Source organism: Roseateles microcysteis, from assembly GCF_036880965.1.
GTDB lineage: Bacteria > Pseudomonadota > Gammaproteobacteria > Burkholderiales > Burkholderiaceae_C > JAUASW01.
Map to the genome: position 1 here is coordinate 568,315 of NZ_JBAJMV010000001.1, position 18,047 is coordinate 586,361.

14 protein-coding genes are annotated in these 18,047 nt (G+C 64.3%); 5 read left to right on the forward strand and 9 right to left on the reverse strand.

Going from position 1 to position 18,047, the window contains the following annotated elements; genetic code table 11:
* Position 1 precedes the first annotated feature (1 nt).
* Genes V3596_RS02635 through V3596_RS02655 form a run of 5 tightly spaced genes read right to left on the reverse strand, consistent with a single transcriptional unit; the run spans position 2 to position 5,431 of the window.
* A complete protein-coding gene (locus V3596_RS02635; protein ID WP_334276039.1) occupies positions 2-250 on the reverse strand; it encodes a MoaD/ThiS family protein in 249 nt (82 codons plus the stop codon).
* Positions 247-1,476: a molybdopterin molybdotransferase MoeA gene (locus V3596_RS02640; protein WP_334276040.1), complete on the reverse strand. Its 1,230-nt coding sequence runs from the start codon at positions 1,474-1,476 to the stop codon at positions 247-249. Before V3596_RS02640 ends, V3596_RS02635 begins: the two co-directional genes overlap by 4 nt.
* Positions 1,469-2,860, reverse strand: coding sequence for a threonine synthase (thrC, locus tag V3596_RS02645; RefSeq protein WP_334276041.1), 1,392 nt, complete (start codon positions 2,858-2,860; stop codon positions 1,469-1,471). The genes V3596_RS02640 and thrC overlap by 8 nt, the downstream gene beginning before the upstream one ends.
* Complete coding sequence (locus V3596_RS02650; protein ID WP_334276042.1) at positions 2,860-4,170, reverse strand: homoserine dehydrogenase; 1,311 nt, start codon at positions 4,168-4,170, stop codon at positions 2,860-2,862. The genes thrC and V3596_RS02650 overlap by 1 nt, the downstream gene beginning before the upstream one ends.
* Before the next feature lie 34 nt (positions 4,171-4,204).
* The gene (locus V3596_RS02655) at positions 4,205-5,431 is read right to left on the reverse strand and encodes a pyridoxal phosphate-dependent aminotransferase (protein WP_334276477.1); all 1,227 of its coding nucleotides are present in this window, start codon (positions 5,429-5,431) and stop codon (positions 4,205-4,207) included.
* A 128-nt stretch (positions 5,432-5,559) separates the two neighbouring features.
* Between V3596_RS02655 and V3596_RS02660 the strand changes: the two genes are divergently transcribed.
* The 4 genes from V3596_RS02660 to V3596_RS02675 all read left to right on the forward strand — a co-directional run bounded on the left by V3596_RS02660 (position 5,560) and on the right by V3596_RS02675 (position 9,541).
* The gene (locus V3596_RS02660) at positions 5,560-5,937 is read left to right on the forward strand and encodes an Mth938-like domain-containing protein (protein WP_334276043.1); all 378 of its coding nucleotides are present in this window, start codon (positions 5,560-5,562) and stop codon (positions 5,935-5,937) included.
* A 108-nt stretch (positions 5,938-6,045) separates the two neighbouring features.
* Positions 6,046-6,525: a peroxiredoxin gene (locus V3596_RS02665; protein WP_334276044.1), complete on the forward strand. Its 480-nt coding sequence runs from the start codon at positions 6,046-6,048 to the stop codon at positions 6,523-6,525.
* Between the two features lie 396 nt (positions 6,526-6,921).
* A complete protein-coding gene (locus tag V3596_RS02670; protein ID WP_334276045.1) occupies positions 6,922-8,598 on the forward strand; it encodes a PhoH family protein in 1,677 nt (558 codons plus the stop codon).
* An 88-nt stretch (positions 8,599-8,686) separates the two neighbouring features.
* A complete protein-coding gene (locus V3596_RS02675; RefSeq protein ID WP_334276046.1) occupies positions 8,687-9,541 on the forward strand; it encodes an HAD family hydrolase in 855 nt (284 codons plus the stop codon).
* A gap of 85 nt (positions 9,542-9,626) precedes the next feature.
* On the opposite strand, the gene V3596_RS02680 is transcribed toward V3596_RS02675, so the two are convergent.
* Positions 9,627-11,528, reverse strand: a complete 1,902-nt coding sequence (locus V3596_RS02680; protein WP_334276047.1) for a propionate--CoA ligase — start codon at positions 11,526-11,528, stop codon at positions 9,627-9,629.
* A 221-nt stretch (positions 11,529-11,749) separates the two neighbouring features.
* On the opposite strand from V3596_RS02680, the gene V3596_RS02685 reads away from it, so the two are divergent.
* Complete coding sequence (locus tag V3596_RS02685) at positions 11,750-12,517, forward strand: C40 family peptidase (protein ID WP_416383953.1); 768 nt, start codon at positions 11,750-11,752, stop codon at positions 12,515-12,517.
* 551 nt (positions 12,518-13,068) lie between these two features.
* Here V3596_RS02685 and V3596_RS02690 read toward each other — a convergent pair.
* Genes V3596_RS02690 through V3596_RS02700 form a run of 3 tightly spaced genes read right to left on the reverse strand, consistent with a single transcriptional unit; the run spans position 13,069 to position 17,904 of the window.
* Positions 13,069-16,011, reverse strand: coding sequence for an EAL domain-containing protein (locus V3596_RS02690; protein ID WP_334276048.1), 2,943 nt, complete (start codon positions 16,009-16,011; stop codon positions 13,069-13,071).
* A gap of 10 nt (positions 16,012-16,021) precedes the next feature.
* On the reverse strand, positions 16,022-16,423 hold the full coding sequence (locus V3596_RS02695) for a response regulator (RefSeq protein WP_334276049.1): 402 nt from the start codon (positions 16,421-16,423) through the stop codon (positions 16,022-16,024).
* A complete protein-coding gene (locus V3596_RS02700) occupies positions 16,420-17,904 on the reverse strand; it encodes a PAS domain-containing sensor histidine kinase (RefSeq protein WP_334276050.1) in 1,485 nt (494 codons plus the stop codon). Before V3596_RS02700 ends, V3596_RS02695 begins: the two co-directional genes overlap by 4 nt.
* Between the last annotated feature and the right edge of the window lie 143 nt (positions 17,905-18,047).

Consider the following 18,047-nt stretch of genomic DNA (forward strand, 5'->3'; position numbering starts at 1 on the left):
CTCAGCCGCCAGTGACGGGTGGAAAGAAGGCGACTTCCGAGTCGTCAGGAATGAGCGTCGACTCATCGCACATCTGCTTGTTCAGAGCGCATCGCACTGCACGGCCACGCGCCAGCACATCGGCATGAGCGGCGTCCCTGGCGATCAGGTGGTCACGCAGCTGAGCCAGGCTGAGGCCTGCAGCATCGAGCTGTTCGCTGCTGCCCAGTGCTTCGCGGAGCGAGGCGAAATAGCGGACGGTGATGCTCATGACAGCAGCTCGGAAAACGGCAGATAGCTGACGACATCGCCGGCGGCAATCGTCGTGGACGGCGGGTTGTCGACCAGGCCATCGCCCCAGACGGCCGAGCTCAGGACACCTGAACTCTGGTTCGCGAACAGCTCGAGACCGCCCGCGTCATTCAAGCGGACGCGCAGGAACTCGCGGCGCTTGTCGGCCCGGGGCCAGGCGAAATCTGCGCGCAAGCTCAGTCGCCGCGGCGTCAGTTTCGTGGCGCCTTGCATGCGCAGGATGACCGGGCGCACAAGCAGCAGGAAGGTGACGAAGCTGGCCACAGGATTGCCCGGCAATCCGATGAACCAAGCCTTGCTGACCTGGCCGAAAGCCAAGGGCTTGCCGGGCTTGATGGCGATCTGCCAGAGGTCCAGGCTGCCCTCGGCCTGCACGGCGGGGCGCAGATGGTCTTCCTCGCCGACCGAGACGCCGCCAGAGGTAATGATCAGGTCGCTCTTCGAAGCGGCTTCGCGCAAGGCGGCGCGCGTGGCATCGAGCTGGTCCGGCACGATGCCGAGATCGATCACTTCGCAGCCCAGGCCTTGCAAGAGCCCGCGCAAGGTGAAGCGGTTGCTGTTGTAGATCGCGCCGGGCTTCAAGGGCTCGCCGGGCATCACCAACTCGTCGCCGGTTGAGAACAAGGCCACGCGCACCCGCTTGGCCACGTTCAAATGCGCGGCGCCGACTGAAGCCGCCAGCCCCAAGGCGGCAGCGTCCAGGCGATGACCAGCAGCGAGCACCAGGCTGCCCCGCTCCACGTCCTCGCCCCGGCGTCGTATCCATTGGCCGCTTTTCACTGCGGTGTTGATGCGCACACTGCCGAGGCCTTCGCCAGCGACCGTTTCGCATTGCTCCTGCATCACGATCGCATCGGCGCCGAGCGGAATCTGCGCGCCGGTGAAGATGCGCGCCGCCGTGCCGGCCTGATGCTTGGCGCCGACCACGCCGGCAGGCACGCGCTGTGCAACCGGCAACACGGTGCCGAGCTCGGCCACGTCAGCTGCGCAAAGCGCATAGCCATCCATGGCGGTGTTGTCCGCCGGCGGCACGTCGATCAGCGAGCGAACCTCGGCGGCCAGCACGCGGCCGAGCGCATCAGCGGTGGGCAGGCTTTCGAACTGACCCAGCGGCGCGACCTGGTTCAGAAGCCGCGCGAGCGCGTCGTCCAGGCTTTGCAGCGCCGGCCGGGGGGCTTCAGACATGGTCGACGATGAACTGCTTGACGGCTTGTGCGTCGGCCTTCATTTCGGTGACGCGCTTTGGCAGGGCCTCGATGTTCTCAAGACCTGCAGGCCGCGGCGGCTCGATGTCCAGCGCCTCGCGGATGGTGGCAGCGAACTTGGCCGGCAGCGCTGTCTCCAGCACCAGCATCGTCACGCCCGGCTCGCGCTGTTCCAAGGCGACCTTGAGGCCATCGGCCGTGTGGGTGTCGATCAGCTGGCCGTAGCGCTGATGGCAGAGCTTGATCGTCGCCAGCCGGTCGGCATGCGTGCTGCGGCCGGAACTGAAGCCGAAACGCGCAATCGCCGCATGCTCTTCAGCCGTCAGCGCAAACCCGCCCGCGCCGAACAGCGCCTTCACGCGCGCGCCGTCGCGACCGAGGAGGTCGAAAACGAAGCGTTCGAAGTTGCTGGCCTTGGAAATGTCCATCGAGGGGCTCGATGTTTCATGCGTCTCGGCACTGCCGCGCGGACGGTAGCTGCCGGTACGGAAGAACTCGTCCAGCACGTCGTTCTCGTTCGTCGCCACCACGAGCTTGGCGATGGGCAGGCCCATCTGGCGGGCCACATGGCCGGCGCAGACGTTGCCGAAGTTGCCCGAGGGCACGCAGAAGCTGACCTTGTCGCTGTTCGACTTCGTGGCTTGCAGATAGCCGGCGAAGTAGTAGACGACCTGGGCCAGCAGGCGTGCCCAGTTGATCGAGTTGACCGTGCCGATCTTGTGCTGGCGCTTGAACGCGAGGTCGTTGGACACTGCCTTGACAATGTCCTGGCAGTCGTCGAACACGCCCTCAACGGCGATGTTGTGGATGTTCTTGTCCTGCAGGCTGAACATCTGCGCCTGCTGGAAGGGGCTCATGCGGCCCAGCGGCGAGAGCATGAATACATTGACGCCCGCCTTGCCGCGCATGGCGTATTCAGCGGCGCTGCCGGTGTCGCCCGAGGTGGCACCGAGGATGTTCAGCGTTTCGCCACGGCGGCCCAGCTCGTACTCGAACAATTGGCCGAGCAGTTGCATCGCCATGTCCTTGAAGGCCAGCGTCGGGCCGTTGGACAAGGCTTCCAGCGCGAGGCCGGGCTCAAGCTGCTTCAATGGCGTGATCGCCGCCGTACCGAACACCGCTTCGGTGTACGTGCGCTGTGTGATGGCGCGCAGGTCTTCGGCAGGGATGTCGTCGATGTAGAGGCTGAGGATCTCGAAAGCCAGCTCGGCGTAGGAGAGGTTGCGCCACTTCGTCAGCGTTGCATCACTGACCTGCGGATACGCAACAGGCAGGTAGAGACCGCCGTCCGGCGCCAGGCCTTCCAGCAGGATCTCGCAGAAACGGCGCTCGGTCTTGTCGCCGCGGGTGCTGATGTAGCGCATCAGGCGAGTTCCTCTTTGCGCAAGCGGACGATCGGCGCCAGCACCGTCGGCAGGCCCTGCATCAATGCCAGCGCCTTGTTCATGCGGCCTTCGACGGTCTCGTGCGTCAGGATGATCAGGTCGGTCTGCTTCTCGCCTTCGGCCGACTCGCGCTGCAGCACGGCGTCGATCGAGATGTCGTTCTCGGCCAGGATGGTGGTGATGCGCGAGAGCACGCCGGCTTCGTCGGCCACACGCAGCCGCAGGTAGAAGCTGGTCAGCACCTCGTCCATCGCGAGGATAGGCGTGTCGCTCATCGCGTCAGGCCGGAAGGCCAGGTGCGGCACGCGGTGCTCGGGGTCGGCCGTGTGCAGGCGGGTGATGTCCACCAGGTCGGCAATCACGGCCGAGGCCGTGGGCTCGGAGCCGGCGCCCTTGCCGTAGTACAGGGTCGTGCCCACGGCATCGCCCTGCACCACCACGGCATTCATCGCGCCTTCGACGTTGGCGATCAGGCGGTTGGTCGGGATCAGCGTCGGGTGCACGCGCAGCTCGATGCCGTTCTCGCGACGGCGCGTCAGACCCAAGAGCTTGATGCGATAGCCGAGCTGCTCGGCGTACTTGATGTCGGCCGCCTGCAGCTGCGTGATGCCCTCGACATGCGCCTTGTCGAACTGCACCGGAATGCCGAAGGCGATGGCCGACATGATGGTCGCCTTGTGCGCCGCGTCCACGCCTTCGATGTCGAAGGTCGGGTCGGCCTCTGCATAGCCGAGGCGCTGCGCCTCCTTCAGCACGGTGGCGAAGTCCAGGCCCTTGCCGCGCATTTCCGACAGGATGAAGTTGGTCGTGCCGTTGATGATGCCGGCGATCCATTCGATGCGGTTGGCGGTGAGGCCTTCGCGCAGCGCCTTGATGATGGGAATGCCACCGGCCACGGCCGCTTCAAACGCGACGATCACGCCCTTGGCATGGGCAGCGGCAAAGATCTCCGTGCCATGCACGGCCAGCAGCGCCTTGTTGGCGGTGACCACATGCTTGCCGGCGGCAATCGCCTCCAGCACCAGGGTCTTGGCCACGCCATAGCCGCCGATCAGCTCGACAACGATGTCGATCTCGGGGTTGGCGATCACCTGGCGTGCATCGCTCACCACTTCGCAGGCGTTGCCCACAATGCTCTTGGCGCGGGCGGTATCGAGGTCGGCCACCATCGCAATCTCGATGCCACGGCCGGCACGGCCGCGAATCTCTGCCTGGTTGCGGTTCAGCACATTGAAGGTGCCACTGCCCACGGTGCCAATGCCCAGCAGGCCGACTTTGATCGCGTTCATTTGATGTCTCGGTTTCGTCTCAGGGGATTTCAGTTCAACGGCCTGCACGCTTGCGGTAGTGCGACAGGAAGCGTTCGATGCGGCCCACGGCTTCCGCGAGGTCGTCGGAATTGGGCAGGAACACCAGGCGGAAATGATCGGGGGCAATCCAGTTGAAGCCCGTCCCTTGCACGATCAGCACCTTTTCCTCGGCGAGCAGCTCGTAGGCGAACTGCTGGTCGTCCTCGATCGGGTAGATCTTGGGGTCCAGGCGGGGGAACATGTACAGCGCCGCCTTGGGCTTGACCACGCTGACACCCGGGATCTGGGTGAGCAAATCGTAGGCCAGGTCGCGCTGGCGGCACAGGCGGCCACCGGGCGCCACCAGGTCCTTGATGCTTTGATAGCCGCCCAGCGCCGTCTGGATCGCGAGCTGCCCTGGCGTGTTGGCGCACAGTCGCATCGAGGCCAGCATGTTGAGGCCGGTGATGTAGTCCTTCGCATGGCGCTTCTCGCCGGAGACGATCATCCAGCCGGCGCGGTAACCGCAACTGCGGTAGTTTTTCGACAGGCCGTTGAAGGTCAGGCACAGCACGTCGTCGGCCAGCGAGGCAATGCTGGTGTGGACATTGCCGTCGTACAGCGTCTTGTCGTAGATCTCGTCAGCCATGATGATCAGCTGGTGCTGACGGGCCAGTTCGACGATCTGCAGCAGGAGGCTCTCGGGATAGAGCGCGCCGGTCGGGTTGTTCGGGTTGATGACGACGATGGCCTTGGTGGCCGGCGTGATCTTGCGCCTGATGTCCTCGATGTCGGGGAACCAGTCGCTGCTCTCGTCGCAGATGTAGTGCACCGGGTTGCCACCCGAGAGCGCCACGGCGGCGGTGTAGAGCGGGTAGTCGGGTGCGGGCAGCAGCACCTCGTCGCCGTTGTCCAGGAGCGCGTTGAGCGCCATCACGATCAGCTCGGAAGCACCGTTGCCGAGGTAGACATCGTCGATGGTGACGCCGCGGATGTTCTTTTCCTGACAGTAGTGCACCACTGCCTTGCGCGGTGCGAAAAGGCCCTTGGAATCGGTGTAGCCGGCGGCATCGGGCAGGTTGCGGATCATGTCCTGCACGATCTCGTCCGGCGGCATCAGGCCGAATGCGGCGATGTTGCCGATGTTCAGCTTGATGATCTTCTGGCCCTCTTCCTCCATCGCTCGCGCCTTGTCGAGCACGGGTCCACGGATGTCGTAACAGACATTGGCCAGCTTGCTGGACTTGGCGACAGGCTTCATCACGGGGCGCAGACTCCGGGGCAAAAGTAGAATTTGACCACAGGGTAGCAGGGCTTTCCCCAGGGGCGCCGCTGGCGCTTTCGCAAACAACGCAGGCTCGCTTCGCGGCAGCCCAAATCTCCGACCCCATGAAATTCCAGCTCGACGAACAGCAAGGCGGCAACGCCATCTCGCGCCACGACGGCCAATGTGTCTGGGTCAATGGCCAGCCGCACCGCGCCAGCCTGCTCGTCCCCTGGCGTGGCGAGGTGCAGCCGTGGCCGCTGAGCCGGTTCGAAGATCTGACGGAAGCACATTTCGAGCAGATCCTGGCGTGCAAGCCCGAACTGGTGGTTTTCGGCAGCGGCGCGCGCATCCGCTTCGCCAGGCCTCAGCTCTATCGCAGCCTGATCCAGGCGCGCATCGGGGTGGAAACCATGGACTTGGGCGCCGCCTGCCGCACCTACAACGTGCTGGCCAGCGAGGGCCGCGCCGTGCTGGCCGCCCTGCTGATCGACCCCGAATGAGCATGCGAATGATTGACGCCTGAAGCAGCGTCAGGAGCCGGGTTGCCGTTCAACGTATAATCGCTGGCTATGCCCATCCGGGCAGCACTACAGTCTACAGAACGCCACATGACGCCAGCGCTCAACAAACCTCTCCCGGAAATTGAAGCTCTCGCCACCGGCGGCGTGAAGTTCACGCCTCATGCATTCCACGGTCAGGTTGTGGTCTTGTACTTCTACCCGAAGGACAATACTCCAGGTTGCACCACCGAAGCGATGCAATTCCGCGACCGCCACAAGGATTTCGTGAAGGCCGGCGCAGTCGTGCTGGGTGTTTCGCGCGACAACATGGCTTCGCACGACAAGTTCAAGCAAAACCTTGAACTGCCCTTCGAGCTGATCGCCGACACCGAAGAAAAGCTCTGCCACATGTTCGGCGTGGTCAAGAACAAGATCATGTACGGCAAGAAGGTCAAGGGCATCGAGCGCTCCACCTTCCTGATCGACGCCAGCGGCGTGCTGCGCGAAGAATGGCGCGGCATCAAGGTGGCCGGCCATGTGGATGAAGTGCTGAAGTCGGTCAAGGCATTGAAGAAGGAAGCAGCCTGATAGCTTAGGCGTGCATCCGCGCAAGACAGAGTCGGCGTTTCCCCTGAGGACGCCGACTTTTTTGTTGGCCCGTCGCGCTTTGAAGCTGCATCGCCTGGGAGAACGTGGGTTGCCTCGCCCCCACTCCTGCGGGAAGCGCGCGACGAACCTGATGTTGGCCCGTCGCTTTTTGCACAGCAGCCCTGCTGCTCGCGCAGCCAAGCCCGAAACCGGCATCCGGGATGTGCATAATCAGCCCATGCCCGAGGGTCGCCAAAGCCGCACCAACCAACAAAGCCGCACAGCAGCCTGTGCGGCTTTTTGCTTTTCAGAACCTTCGGCATCGGCCCCCGTGGCTTGTTCCGCCCCTGGCATTCACCTGAGAGGGCGATTCAGCCCGCCCTGACACCAAGCCTCATGCCTCTGCCCAAAGCCCCCACCAAGCGCGCCAGCCGACTCGAACCTACCGCCTACGCCACCACGCTGACTGTCAGCAAGCCCCCTGCCGCGGCAAAACCCACTGCCCGCCCGGCACCGGCTGCCAACGAGGCAAGACCCCTGAGCATCGTGCCGACCGTGGCCCGCAGCCCCGAATCCACGCCCGCCCGGCCCACCCCGGCCACCAAGGCCGCCGGCAGCCGTGCAGCACCCGTTGCCGGCAACAAACGCGGGCCCGCCAAGGCCAGGAGCGTGGGCAACCCCAAGCTCTTCGTGCTCGACACCAATGTGCTGATGCACGACCCGATGAGCCTGTTCCGTTTCGAGGAACACGACGTCTACCTGCCCATGATCACGCTCGAAGAGCTGGACGGGCACAAGAAGGGCATGACCGAAGTGGCGCGCAATGTGCGCCAGGTCAGCCGCGAGCTGGACCAGCTGGCGGCCTCGATGAAGAGCAGCAATCTCGAGGAAATGGCCAAGGGCCTGCCCCTGGACCACACCGGCCACCGCGAAGCCGGCGGCAAGCTGTTCTTCCAGACGCAATTGATCGACATGCCGCTGCCGCAAGGGCTGCCCCAGGGCAAGGCGGACAACCAGATCCTTGGCGTCGTGCAGGCCCTGAAAAGGCTCGACCCGAAGCGCGAAGTGGTGCTGGTGTCCAAGGACATCAACATGCGCATCAAGGCCCGCGCGCTGGGCCTGCCGGCGGAGGACTACCGCAACGACAAGACGCTGGAAGACTCCGACCTGCTCTACACCGGCGTGCAGCAGTTGCCCAATGACTTCTGGGAGCGCCATGGCAAGACCATGGAGAGCTGGCAGCAAGGCGGCCTGACCTACTACCGCATCAGCGGCCCGCTGGTGCCCACGCTGCTGATCAACGAGTTCGTCTACCTGGAAGCGCCGGGCGCCGCGCCGCTTTATGCCAAGGTCACCGAGATCACCGGCAAGACCGCCGTGCTGCGCACCGTGAAGGACTACGGCCATCAGAAGCATTCGGTCTGGGGTGTCGCCTCGCGCAACCGCGAGCAGAACTTCGCCTTGAACCTGCTGATGGACCCCGAGGTCGACTTCATCACCCTGACCGGCACCGCCGGCACCGGCAAGACGCTGATGACGCTGGCCGCCGGCTTGTCGCAAGTGCTCGATGAGCGCCGCTACAGCGAGATCATCGTCACCCGTGTCACCGTGCCGGTGGGCGAGGACATCGGCTTCCTGCCCGGCACCGAGGAAGAAAAGATGGGCCCATGGATGGGCGCCCTGGACGATAACCTCGAAGTGCTGGCCCGTGGCGACAGCGCCGCTGGCGAATGGGGCCGTGCGGCAACCAACGACATCGTGCGCAGCAAGATCAAGATCAAGAGCCTGAACTTCATGCGCGGCCGCACCTTCCTGAACAAGTACGTGATCATCGACGAGGCGCAGAACCTGACGCCCAAGCAGATGAAGACGCTGATCACCCGCGCCGGCCCGGGCACCAAGATCGTCTGCCTGGGCAACCTGGCGCAGATCGACACCCCCTACCTGACCGAAGGCTCCTCGGGCCTGACCTACGCGGTAGACCGCTTCAAGGGCTGGGCCCACAGCGGCCATGTGACGCTGGCACGCGGCGAGCGTTCGCGCCTGGCGGACTTTGCTTCCGAAGTCTTGTGACAGCCCGGCGCCGGGCCGCCCCAAGGCGGGCTGTCCGTCCCCTCGGGGGACCGCTCAGCGTACTCGCTGAGCGAGGGGCAGACATGTCATGACTCTGTATGTAAGCGATCTCGACGGCACCCTGCTCGACCCGACCGGCCAGCTCGCGGACTCCACGCGCGCTGGCCTGGTCCGTCTGCTGGACGAAGGCCTGACCTTCACCATAGCCAGTGCGCGCCACATAGTGTCGATCAAGCAGCTGCTGGGCAACCTGCCCTTGCAGCTGCCGGTCATTTCGTCGAATGGCGCCTACCTGAGCGACTACGCCAGCGGCCGCCACGAGATGGTCAATGCGATGGAGCCCTCGCTGGCGCAAGAAGTGTTCGCGCTGATCCGTCGGCACGACAAGATGCCGTTCGTGGCAACGCACGGGCCCAAGGGCGACCAGCTGTTCTGGCAGTCGGCCCACAACGAGGCGCAAGAGCGCTTTGTCGAGGAGCGCCATCGCAACCGCGACCCGCGCTTCCGCCAGGTCGAGCGCCTGCAGGACGTGCTGCACGACCCGGCCGTGACCATCGTCGTCGTGGACCGTGCAGAACCCTTGCAGGCCTTGATGGCCGAGGTCGAAGGGCTGGCCCAGGGCCGTCTCGAGATCCACATGAACGAGGACCTCTATCGCCCCGGCTGGCCCTGGCTCACCATCCATGACCGGCGAGCCACCAAGGACCAGGCGATCAAGACCCTGGCCGAACGCTACGACCTGCATGAACGCGAGATCGTGGTCTTTGGCGACCACATCAACGACGTGAGCATGCTGCGCGCTGCGCACCGGGGCATTGCGGTCGGCAATGCCATCGATGCCGTCAAGGCCGTGGCGCATACCGTCATCGGCCCGCACCACGAGGACAGTGTCGTCCGCTTCATCGAGACCGACTGGCGTCGGCCACCGGGGTCAGGCGCTTAGTGCCGCCTGAACGCTGGCCTGCGCCAGCGGCAGTGCCTCGTCGGCACTACCCAGCTCCGCAAGGGCGGCACTCTGCAACAGGGTGTCAGGCGAACAATGCCTTGACCTGTGCCAGCGCCGTCGGGTCTTCGATGGTGGAGAGGTCGCCAGGATCGCGCCCCTCGCACACCGCCTGCAAGGCGCGGCGCAGGAGCTTGCCCGAGCGCGTCTTGGGCAGCACGGTGACGAAGCGCACGCGCGCCGGCCGGGCCACGGCGCCCAGCTGCTCGTCGACGCGCTTGATGATCTCGCCTTCATGGCGCAACGCCTCTTCAGGTGTGGCGGCCTTGGTCGGGTCCTTCAAGACCACGAAGGCCATGGCCACCTGCCCCTTCAACTGATCGGCCACGCCGACCACGGCCACCTCGGCCACGTTCGGATGGCTTGAGAGGCTTTCCTCGATCTCGCGCGTGCCCAGGCGGTGGCCGGCCACATTGATCACGTCGTCGCTGCGACCCAGGATGAAGTAGTAGCCCTCCTCGTCGCGCACGCCCCAGTCGAAGGTGGAATAGAGCTGGCGGCCAGGGATGCTCGTCCAGTAGGTCTTCACGAAGCGCTCGTCGTCGCCCCACACCGTCTGCAGGCAACCCGGCGGCAAGGGGTGGGCAATGGCGAGCAGGCCCTTCTGGTGGGCGCCCGCAATGTCTTCGCCGGTGTTCTCGTCCACCAGCTTCATGTCAAAGCCGTACATGGCCTTGCCGGGCGAGCCGAACTTGCTCTTCGCGGATTCCACGCCGTTGGCCACAGTGAGGATGGGCCAGCCGGTTTCGGTCTGCCAGTAGTTGTCGATGATGGGGCGGCCAATGCCCTCGGAAATCCAGCGCGCCGTGGGTTCGTCCAGCGGCTCGCCGGCCAGGAACAGGGCCTGCAGCGAACTGAGATCGTATTTGGCGAGAAAGGCCGGGTCGCTCTTCTTCAAGACACGCACGGCCGTGGGCGCGCTGAACATCACCGAGACCTTGTACTTCTCGACCAATTGCCACCAGATGCCCGCATCGGGCCGCGTGGGCAGGCCTTCGTACATCACCGTGGCCATGCCGGCCAACAAGGGGCCGTAGATGATGTAGCTGTGGCCCACCACCCAGCCGATGTCGCTGGTGGAGAAGTAGGTCTCGCCCGGCTTGGCGCAGAAGATGTGCTTCATGCTCGCGGCCAGCGCCACCGCGTAGCCGCCAACGTCGCGCTGCACGCCCTTGGGTCGGCCAGTGGTGCCGCTGGTGTAGAGCGTGTAGCTGACCTCGTTGGACTCCAGCCAGGCGCAGGGCACGCGCTCATTCAGGTGGCGCTCGCGCTCGGCGGCGTAATCGAGGTCACGCCCGTCCACGCGGCTCATCTCGGCGAGACCGCGGTTGACCATCAGCACGCGCGCCGGCTTGTGCGTCGCGAGCTTGATCGCCTCATCCAGCAGATGCTTGTAGGGCACGACCTTGCCCGAGCGGCTGCCGGCATCGGCGCTGACGATCAGCTTGGGCGCGGCGTCATCGATGCGCTGAGCCAGGCTCACGCTGGCAAAGCCGCCGAACACCACCGAATGAATGGCGCCGATGCGCGCGCAGGCCAGCATCGCAAACGCGGCCTCGGGAATCATCGGCATATAGACCAGCACCCGGTCGCCGCGCTGCACGCCCTGCGCCAGCATGATCGCCGCCATGCGCTCCACCTCGGCTTGCAGCTCGGCAAAGCTGTAGACCTTTTCCTGCCCGGTTTCGGTCGAGACCCAGATCAGCGCGCGGCGGCTGGCATGGTCGCGGGCATGGCGGTCCACCGCGTTGTGGCAGAGGTTGGTGCGGCCGCCGACGAACCAGCGCGCAAACGGCGGGTTGCTGGCATCGCAAACCTGTTGAGGCGGCGTCTGCCATTCGATCAACTCGGCCTGCTCGGCCCAGAATTCGTCGCGCTGGTCGATTGAACGCCGGTAGAAATCGGCATAGCGGTTGCTTGCGGTCATGGGCTCGTCTCCTGAATATTGCTGGGCATTTCAAACAGGCGCACTGACGACAGTCTGACCGGCGCGTGAACAAGCGCACTTCATTGCGTTTGCGCAAACCCCGAATCAGCCGGCACGCTGCAGCGCCGTGGTCCAATAACGGGTTTTCCCTGAAATCCTGCCGCTCTTACATTGCCTTTCTTGACACCCCCGCAGACCCCTCCGTAAGCTGCGCGGCCGATATGCCATTCCCACGCCGCGAGCTCTCGCGCCCCCTCCCCCGCCATCTCCTTGTGCTGCGCCAGCTCGCTGGTGCGGCCCTGTTGTGCCTGGCCGCCGGGGGTGCCGTGGCGCAGCAGAGCGGCAGCGCACCCTTGCCGCCGCCCGGCATGGTGACGGGTGCCTGGGGCCAGGGGCAGCAGATGCTGCAGGCGCAGCAACTGGTGGCCTCGGTGGCCACCGTGGCCGGCCCCAGCCAGGTCAGCAACGACCCCGTGAGCCGCTTCCTGCAGCAGCGCGGCCTCTTGCAGAGCGCGGGCTCCACCAAGCTCTTGAACCAGGTGCGCGACACCGCGTCGGACCTGGTGCTCTCGGCCATGAACTTCCTCGGCGTGCCCTACAAGCGCGGCGGCAACTCCGAAGAAAACGGCTTCGACTGCAGCGGCTTCACCCGCTACATCTTCGAGATGAGCGTCGGCATGGTGCTGCCGCACCGCGCCGAAGAACAGGCCGGCATGTCAGGCCTGAAGAACGTCCGCAAGGACGAACTCAAGCCCGGCGACCTGGTGTTCTTCAACACCATGCGCCGCACCTTCTCGCACGTGGGCATCTACGTCGGCGAAGGCAAGTTCATCCACGCCCCCCGCACCGGCAGCGCCGTGCGCGTGGAAGACATGCGCGAAGCCTACTGGTCCAAGCGCTTCACCGGCGCCAGGCGCGCCAATCTGCCTGGTGGCGGCAGCGTGCCGGTGGGTGAGGCGGCGGGAGTGGGGTTGACGGTGGCGCACTGAGGCGGGTGGGGCGTCGGCATAAGGCTGGTTGCTGCCGCTCGGTTTCAGTGGCTCAAAGTTCGCTGCTGTCGACACCGGCCATTGAAGCAGTTCCCGGGCCGGGTGTCCGCTGTACTGACTGAAGCAGCCGATCAGCAAATTCGGCACGGGGTTGCCACTGCTGTGGTCCGCAGTCAGGTCCAGCGACAGCTTTCACAAGCTGCGACCTCGCGCTGCTGCCCCGTTGTCGAATTCGCCGGAGCGCCCGCAACCGGCAGCAATGTGCCCAAAGCCGAAGTCCGAGACCGACGGCGAGCGGCGGCCCCGCAGCGGGTGCAGTCCCTCATGACTTGGGCAGCAAGAAACGCTCATGGCCGCAATGCTGACGTTCGTGCTCTGCCCCCACTAACCTAAACCTGAGGCTCATCTACAACTGCGCCAAGGGGAGCCGATGTCGTCTGCATTCAGCTTACCTGGGCATTCTGGCGCGACAGGATCTCATCGCTGCCTGGCGCGCGGAAACAGCGGCTTGGGAGTTGTGACCTGGCACGCCGCCTTGTAGCGGAGGTGCTTCACTGCGCGGGAATATGGGCACCGCTTGGCAGATGATCGCCGCTGGCTGCCCAAAGTTGGAACTCCTCGGCAGGCATCGGCCTTGCAATCAAGTAACCCTGGGCAACGTCGCAACCGAATGATTGCAACTGGTGCCAGCACTCGATGGTCTCGACGCCTTCGGCCACCAGCTTGCGACCGAGGTCATGGATTAGGTCGATGGTGGACTTCACGATAGCCGCTGAATCACGGTCCTGCGTCATGTGACGCACGAACGACTGGTCAATCTTGACGCAGTCCACGGGCAACTTCTGCAAGTAGCTCAGCGAAGAGTAGCCGGTCCCGAAATCGTCGATGTGCAGCGGGATGCCTTCGGCCTTCAACTCATTCAAGACCCGCATCGCAAATTCCGCGTCGTCCATGACCGTGGTCTCGGTGATCTCCAGCTCCAGCAGCCCGCGCGGCACGCCCGTGCTGTCATGAAGCTGCCGGATATGCCGCAGCAAGTCCTCATCTCGAAGATTCCTGGCCGATAGATTGACGGCGATGGGCAGTGCGCAGCCTTGCGCCAGCCAGGTCTTGTTCCAGTACAGCGCAGAACGGAGCATCCATTCAGTGAGCGGCTTGATCAGCCCGATCTGCTCCGCCAGGGGAATGAAGACGCCGGGCGCCAGCAGGCCGCGCTCGGGATGCTGCCACCTGACCAAGGCTTCAGCACCACAGATCGCGCCGCTGTTCATCTCGATCTTGGGCTGGAGGTAGAGGCGCAGGTCCCCATCTTCGATGGCACGCCGCAAAGCGCTGGCCATCTGCAGCCGCTCGGACTGCCCTTGGTCGAGGCTTGGGGCGTACACCAGATGCGGCAAGTCGCGCTCGCGCGCCTGCTGCACGGCCAGGTCCATGCAGCGGAACAGGGCATGGACACTGGCGCCGTGGCTGGGAAACAAGGCAATCCCGGTTCTTGCAATCAAGTCAAGCGGAATGCCGGCGGCGACAAAGGGGGCGGCCAGCTCGGCTTCAAGGCGGTCGACCAAGGCGGCGGCGGCGACATGGTCGGCGCCCAGCAAGAGCATGGCAAACTCATTGCCCCGCAAGCGCGCCATCCGCACGCCGGGTGGCGCCACTCGCAACAGGCGCCGGCTGAACTCCTTGAGCATGGCATCGCCTTGTTCCAGACCCAAGGCCGCGTTCACGTCACGCAATCGATCGAGGTTGGTCTGCAGCACTGCAAAGCACCCTTGCTCCCGCTGGCCGGCCGTGATGGCGGCATGTAGCTCTTCGCTGAACTGGGCCTCGTTGGGCAGGCCGGTCATGGCATCGAAATAGGTCAGCCGGTGCATCGCCGCCTGGGTCTGCGCCCGCTCTGCCTGGACACGAAGCGTTGCAATACCGAAAGCAAGATCGTCTGCCGACTCGGTAAGCAACTGCACCTCGTCAGGCTGGAATGCATTGGCCTCGCGATGACAGATCTCCAGCACGCCGATGATCTCTTCACCGATGCGCAGCGGGCAGGCAATCGCCGACGCGCAATCGCCCGGATGACGCAAGTCCTGAAACGGATCTCGCATCGTCCGCATGTCATTGGCCACCTGCGTGCTGCCGCTCTGTGCCGCCACCGCCACGATTCCCCGACTCATCTCGGCTGCGGCCACTGCATCGCCCATCGCCTGCAATGCAGCCAATCCGGGGCCGAACCCCGATTCAGCCATGGGCTTGAACGGCTGCCTGGCATCGCTGTTGCAGTACCACACAATGGCGGAATCGTAGGAACCGGCCGAGACAATCGCATCGCACATGCTGCTCAGCAACTCGGATTCGGAGCGCGCCCGCAGCATCGTGCGGTTGCCGGCGCTGAGCGTGCGCAGCGCGCGGCTCACATGCTGCAGATCCCGGACGCGCTGTTCCAGCTCCTGGTTGAGAACGCGGATCCTGTCCCCGGCCTGCTTGCGCTCGACGACTTCGACCTGCAGCTGCGCCGCTGCCTGCTTGATCTGGTTGTAGAGGCTGCCGTTCTCATAGATGCGACCGGCCTGCGCGGCATTGACCGTCAGCAGCCGCTCATCCTCGTCGGTGAACCCATCGGAGCCCAGCTTGTCGATGAGCAGAATCCAGCCATACACATGCTTGGGCGAAACGACAGGGACGATCAGGCCGGAATGCACAGGGGGGAAGTCGCCAATCAAGCCCGCGACGTGGGGATCACCGCCAGGGGTGACGAACCGCTGAGGCCTGCGGTCCAGCATCACGTCTCGCGGCATGCCGATGTCGATGCGCAGGTGCTCGATGCGGCTGGCGTCCGCCTCGTTCATGCCCGACGTGGCGATGCGAACCAGGACTGTGTGCGAGGTGTCATTCACGCCAAGGATGGCGTAGCGAGCGCCGATCAAGCTGCGCGCACCACGGCATACCTTCTCGAGCAGAACTTCCGGGTCTCGCTCCGAGGCGAGCTGCAGATTGAGCTCCATCAGGGCCGAGAGCCGGCGGTTGGCATGGTCGAGCAGGTCCGCCTTCTGGACCAGCTTGTCGGCCAACAAGCGCCGATGTTCGCGGTCGAACTGCTCATTGTCCGTCGCTGTCGGCCGTGGGGCCGGCCCGGTATCGGAGAGCGCCCTGTCAATGGCCCGCAGAACCTCCTCAGGTTCGCAGGGCTTGACCAGAACCTGCCTGACGCCGCAGGTCTGAGCCAGTTGAAGCGCCTCCTGTTCGAGGAAGTTGGCCGTGTAGAAGATCACGTCCGTGTGGGCAATGGTGGGCTCGGCCCGGAGCTGGCGCACGAACTCATAGCCATCCATCGTCGGCATGAGGATGTCGCAGATCACCAGATCGGGCCGCCGGGTCCGCACGACATCCAGGGCCTCGAGACCATCGGCGGCCTCGCAGCATTCATGCCCCCTGAAGCTGGCCAGGCTGCTGATCAATTCCCGGTTTGCTTCATGATCATCGACAACCAAGATGCATGCCATGCGCGCGGCCTCAGCCCGGCGAAGCCGGCAAACTTCTGCGAAGGCCGGCTGGCAGGAAAGCACCAACCTGGCCCACAAAGGTCGCGGGGTCGATGGGCTTGGAAATGTAGCCATCAAAGCCCGCGGTCAATACCTTATGCCTGTCGTTCGGCATCGAGAATGCGGTGACCGCGATGACGGGAATCGGCGCGACGTCGGGTGTCGCCCTGAGCTGGGACAAGACCTGATAGCCATCCATTGCCGGCATCTGCAAGTCGCAGATGACCAGGTCGGGCCGCACGCGAAAGACCAGCTCGACACCTTGCACGCCGTCACGGGCGACTGACACCAGGTAGCCACTGCATTCGAGCAGGAACTTGACCAGTTCGAGATTCGCCTGGTTGTCCTCGATGATGGCGATGTGTGCAGTCACGAAGCAGGCTCCCTGAGCACCAGCGTGAAGCTGCTGCCCTTACCACTTTCGCTGGTGAACTCGATAGCCCCACCCAGCAGCTCGGCCAGCTTCTGACTCAGATGCAGGCCCAGTCCGGTGCCCTCTGGCATGTTTTCCTGCGCGCCGACGACCCGGCTGAACGCGCCGAAAAGCTTGGCCTGGTCTTGCTGCGGGATGCCGATTCCCGTGTCGTCAACGCGGAACTCCAGCGAACGCTCCGTCCCGTCCTCATGGAAAAGGAGCGTCATCTGGACAGACCCGTGGTCCGTGAACTTGATGGCGTTGTTCGCAAGGTTGATCAGAATCTGGCTCAAGGCCCGCCTGTCGGTGCGCCACGCTGTTGCAGGCGCCGGCGTGCTGACGGTGAAGTCCAGGCCCTTGCCATCTGCCTGCAGGCGCAGGGTGGCCGCCACTTCGTCGAGCACGGCCTTGCAATCCACCATTTCCAGCTTGAGGTCGACTTTGCCGGCCTCGATCTTGGCCACGTCGAGCAGGTCATTGATAAGCGCGAGCAGATGGCGGGCACTGGATTGCACCGTTCGCAACTGCTTTTCCTGCATCTCGTTGATGGGCCCGGGCAGCTTCATCAGCAGGGTGCCGGTGAAGCCGATGATGGCGTTCAAGGGTGTCCGCAGTTCGTGACTCATGCCAGCCAGAAATCGGTCCTTGGCTTGATTGGCTGTTGCGAGCTCCTGATTCTTCTCCTGCAAAGCTTTTTCGAATCGCTTGCGCTCGCTGATGTCGCGGATGGCACTCATCACGAACGCACTTTCCTCCGTGCGCAAGGGACTGAGGCTGATCTCGATTGGAAACTCGCTGCCGTCCTTGCGCAGCCCTGAGAGGTCGAGGCCGGAGCCCATGGCGCGTTTGCGGGGCTGCAGGAAGTAGTTCGAACGGTGCCCGACGTGGGCATGGCGAAAACGGTCCGGAAGCAACATATCCACCGACCGGCCGCGAAGCTCGCCCTCGTCGTAGCCGAACAGCCGCTCCGCCTGGCTGTTGGCAATCACGATATGGCCAGTCGGGTTGGCCATGACGATGCCATCGGGCGTGGACTCGAGCAGGTCCCTGAAGCGTTCCTCCATCAGCTTGGCGTCCCGCAAGACCTTGATATGCGTGACATCCTTGACTGCGGAAAGAACATGCGAAGTCCCGTCTTGTGCATGCACGAGACGCTCGGAGACGTCCACATAGATCAACGAGCCGTTCTTGCGGCGTCGCACTGCCTCATAGGTTGTGCTGCCAAGGCGCCGGGTTTCCTCAAGGCACTTGAGTTGCTCAAGCGCCCGATCTGCGGGCACGACAAGATCGACCAGCATGCGGGCGCATGCTTCGTTGCGGTCGTAGCCAAAGATTGCGGTTGCGCCCGAGTCCCAGTGCACGATCTTTCCATCGATCGACATCAGGATCAGCGCATCCGGCGACTCGGATGTCATGCGCGCAATTTCGTCGGCATTCACGGCCTGGCCTCCCGCTTAGCGCTTGAGGTTGAACTAGACATGTGTCAAGTCACTATGTCAACGGTGAGGGCTTCCTGGCCGCACGGAATGCGCACACATCTAAGGTCATTGCGCCGACGCTTACCTGCATGCCGGCAGCAAAC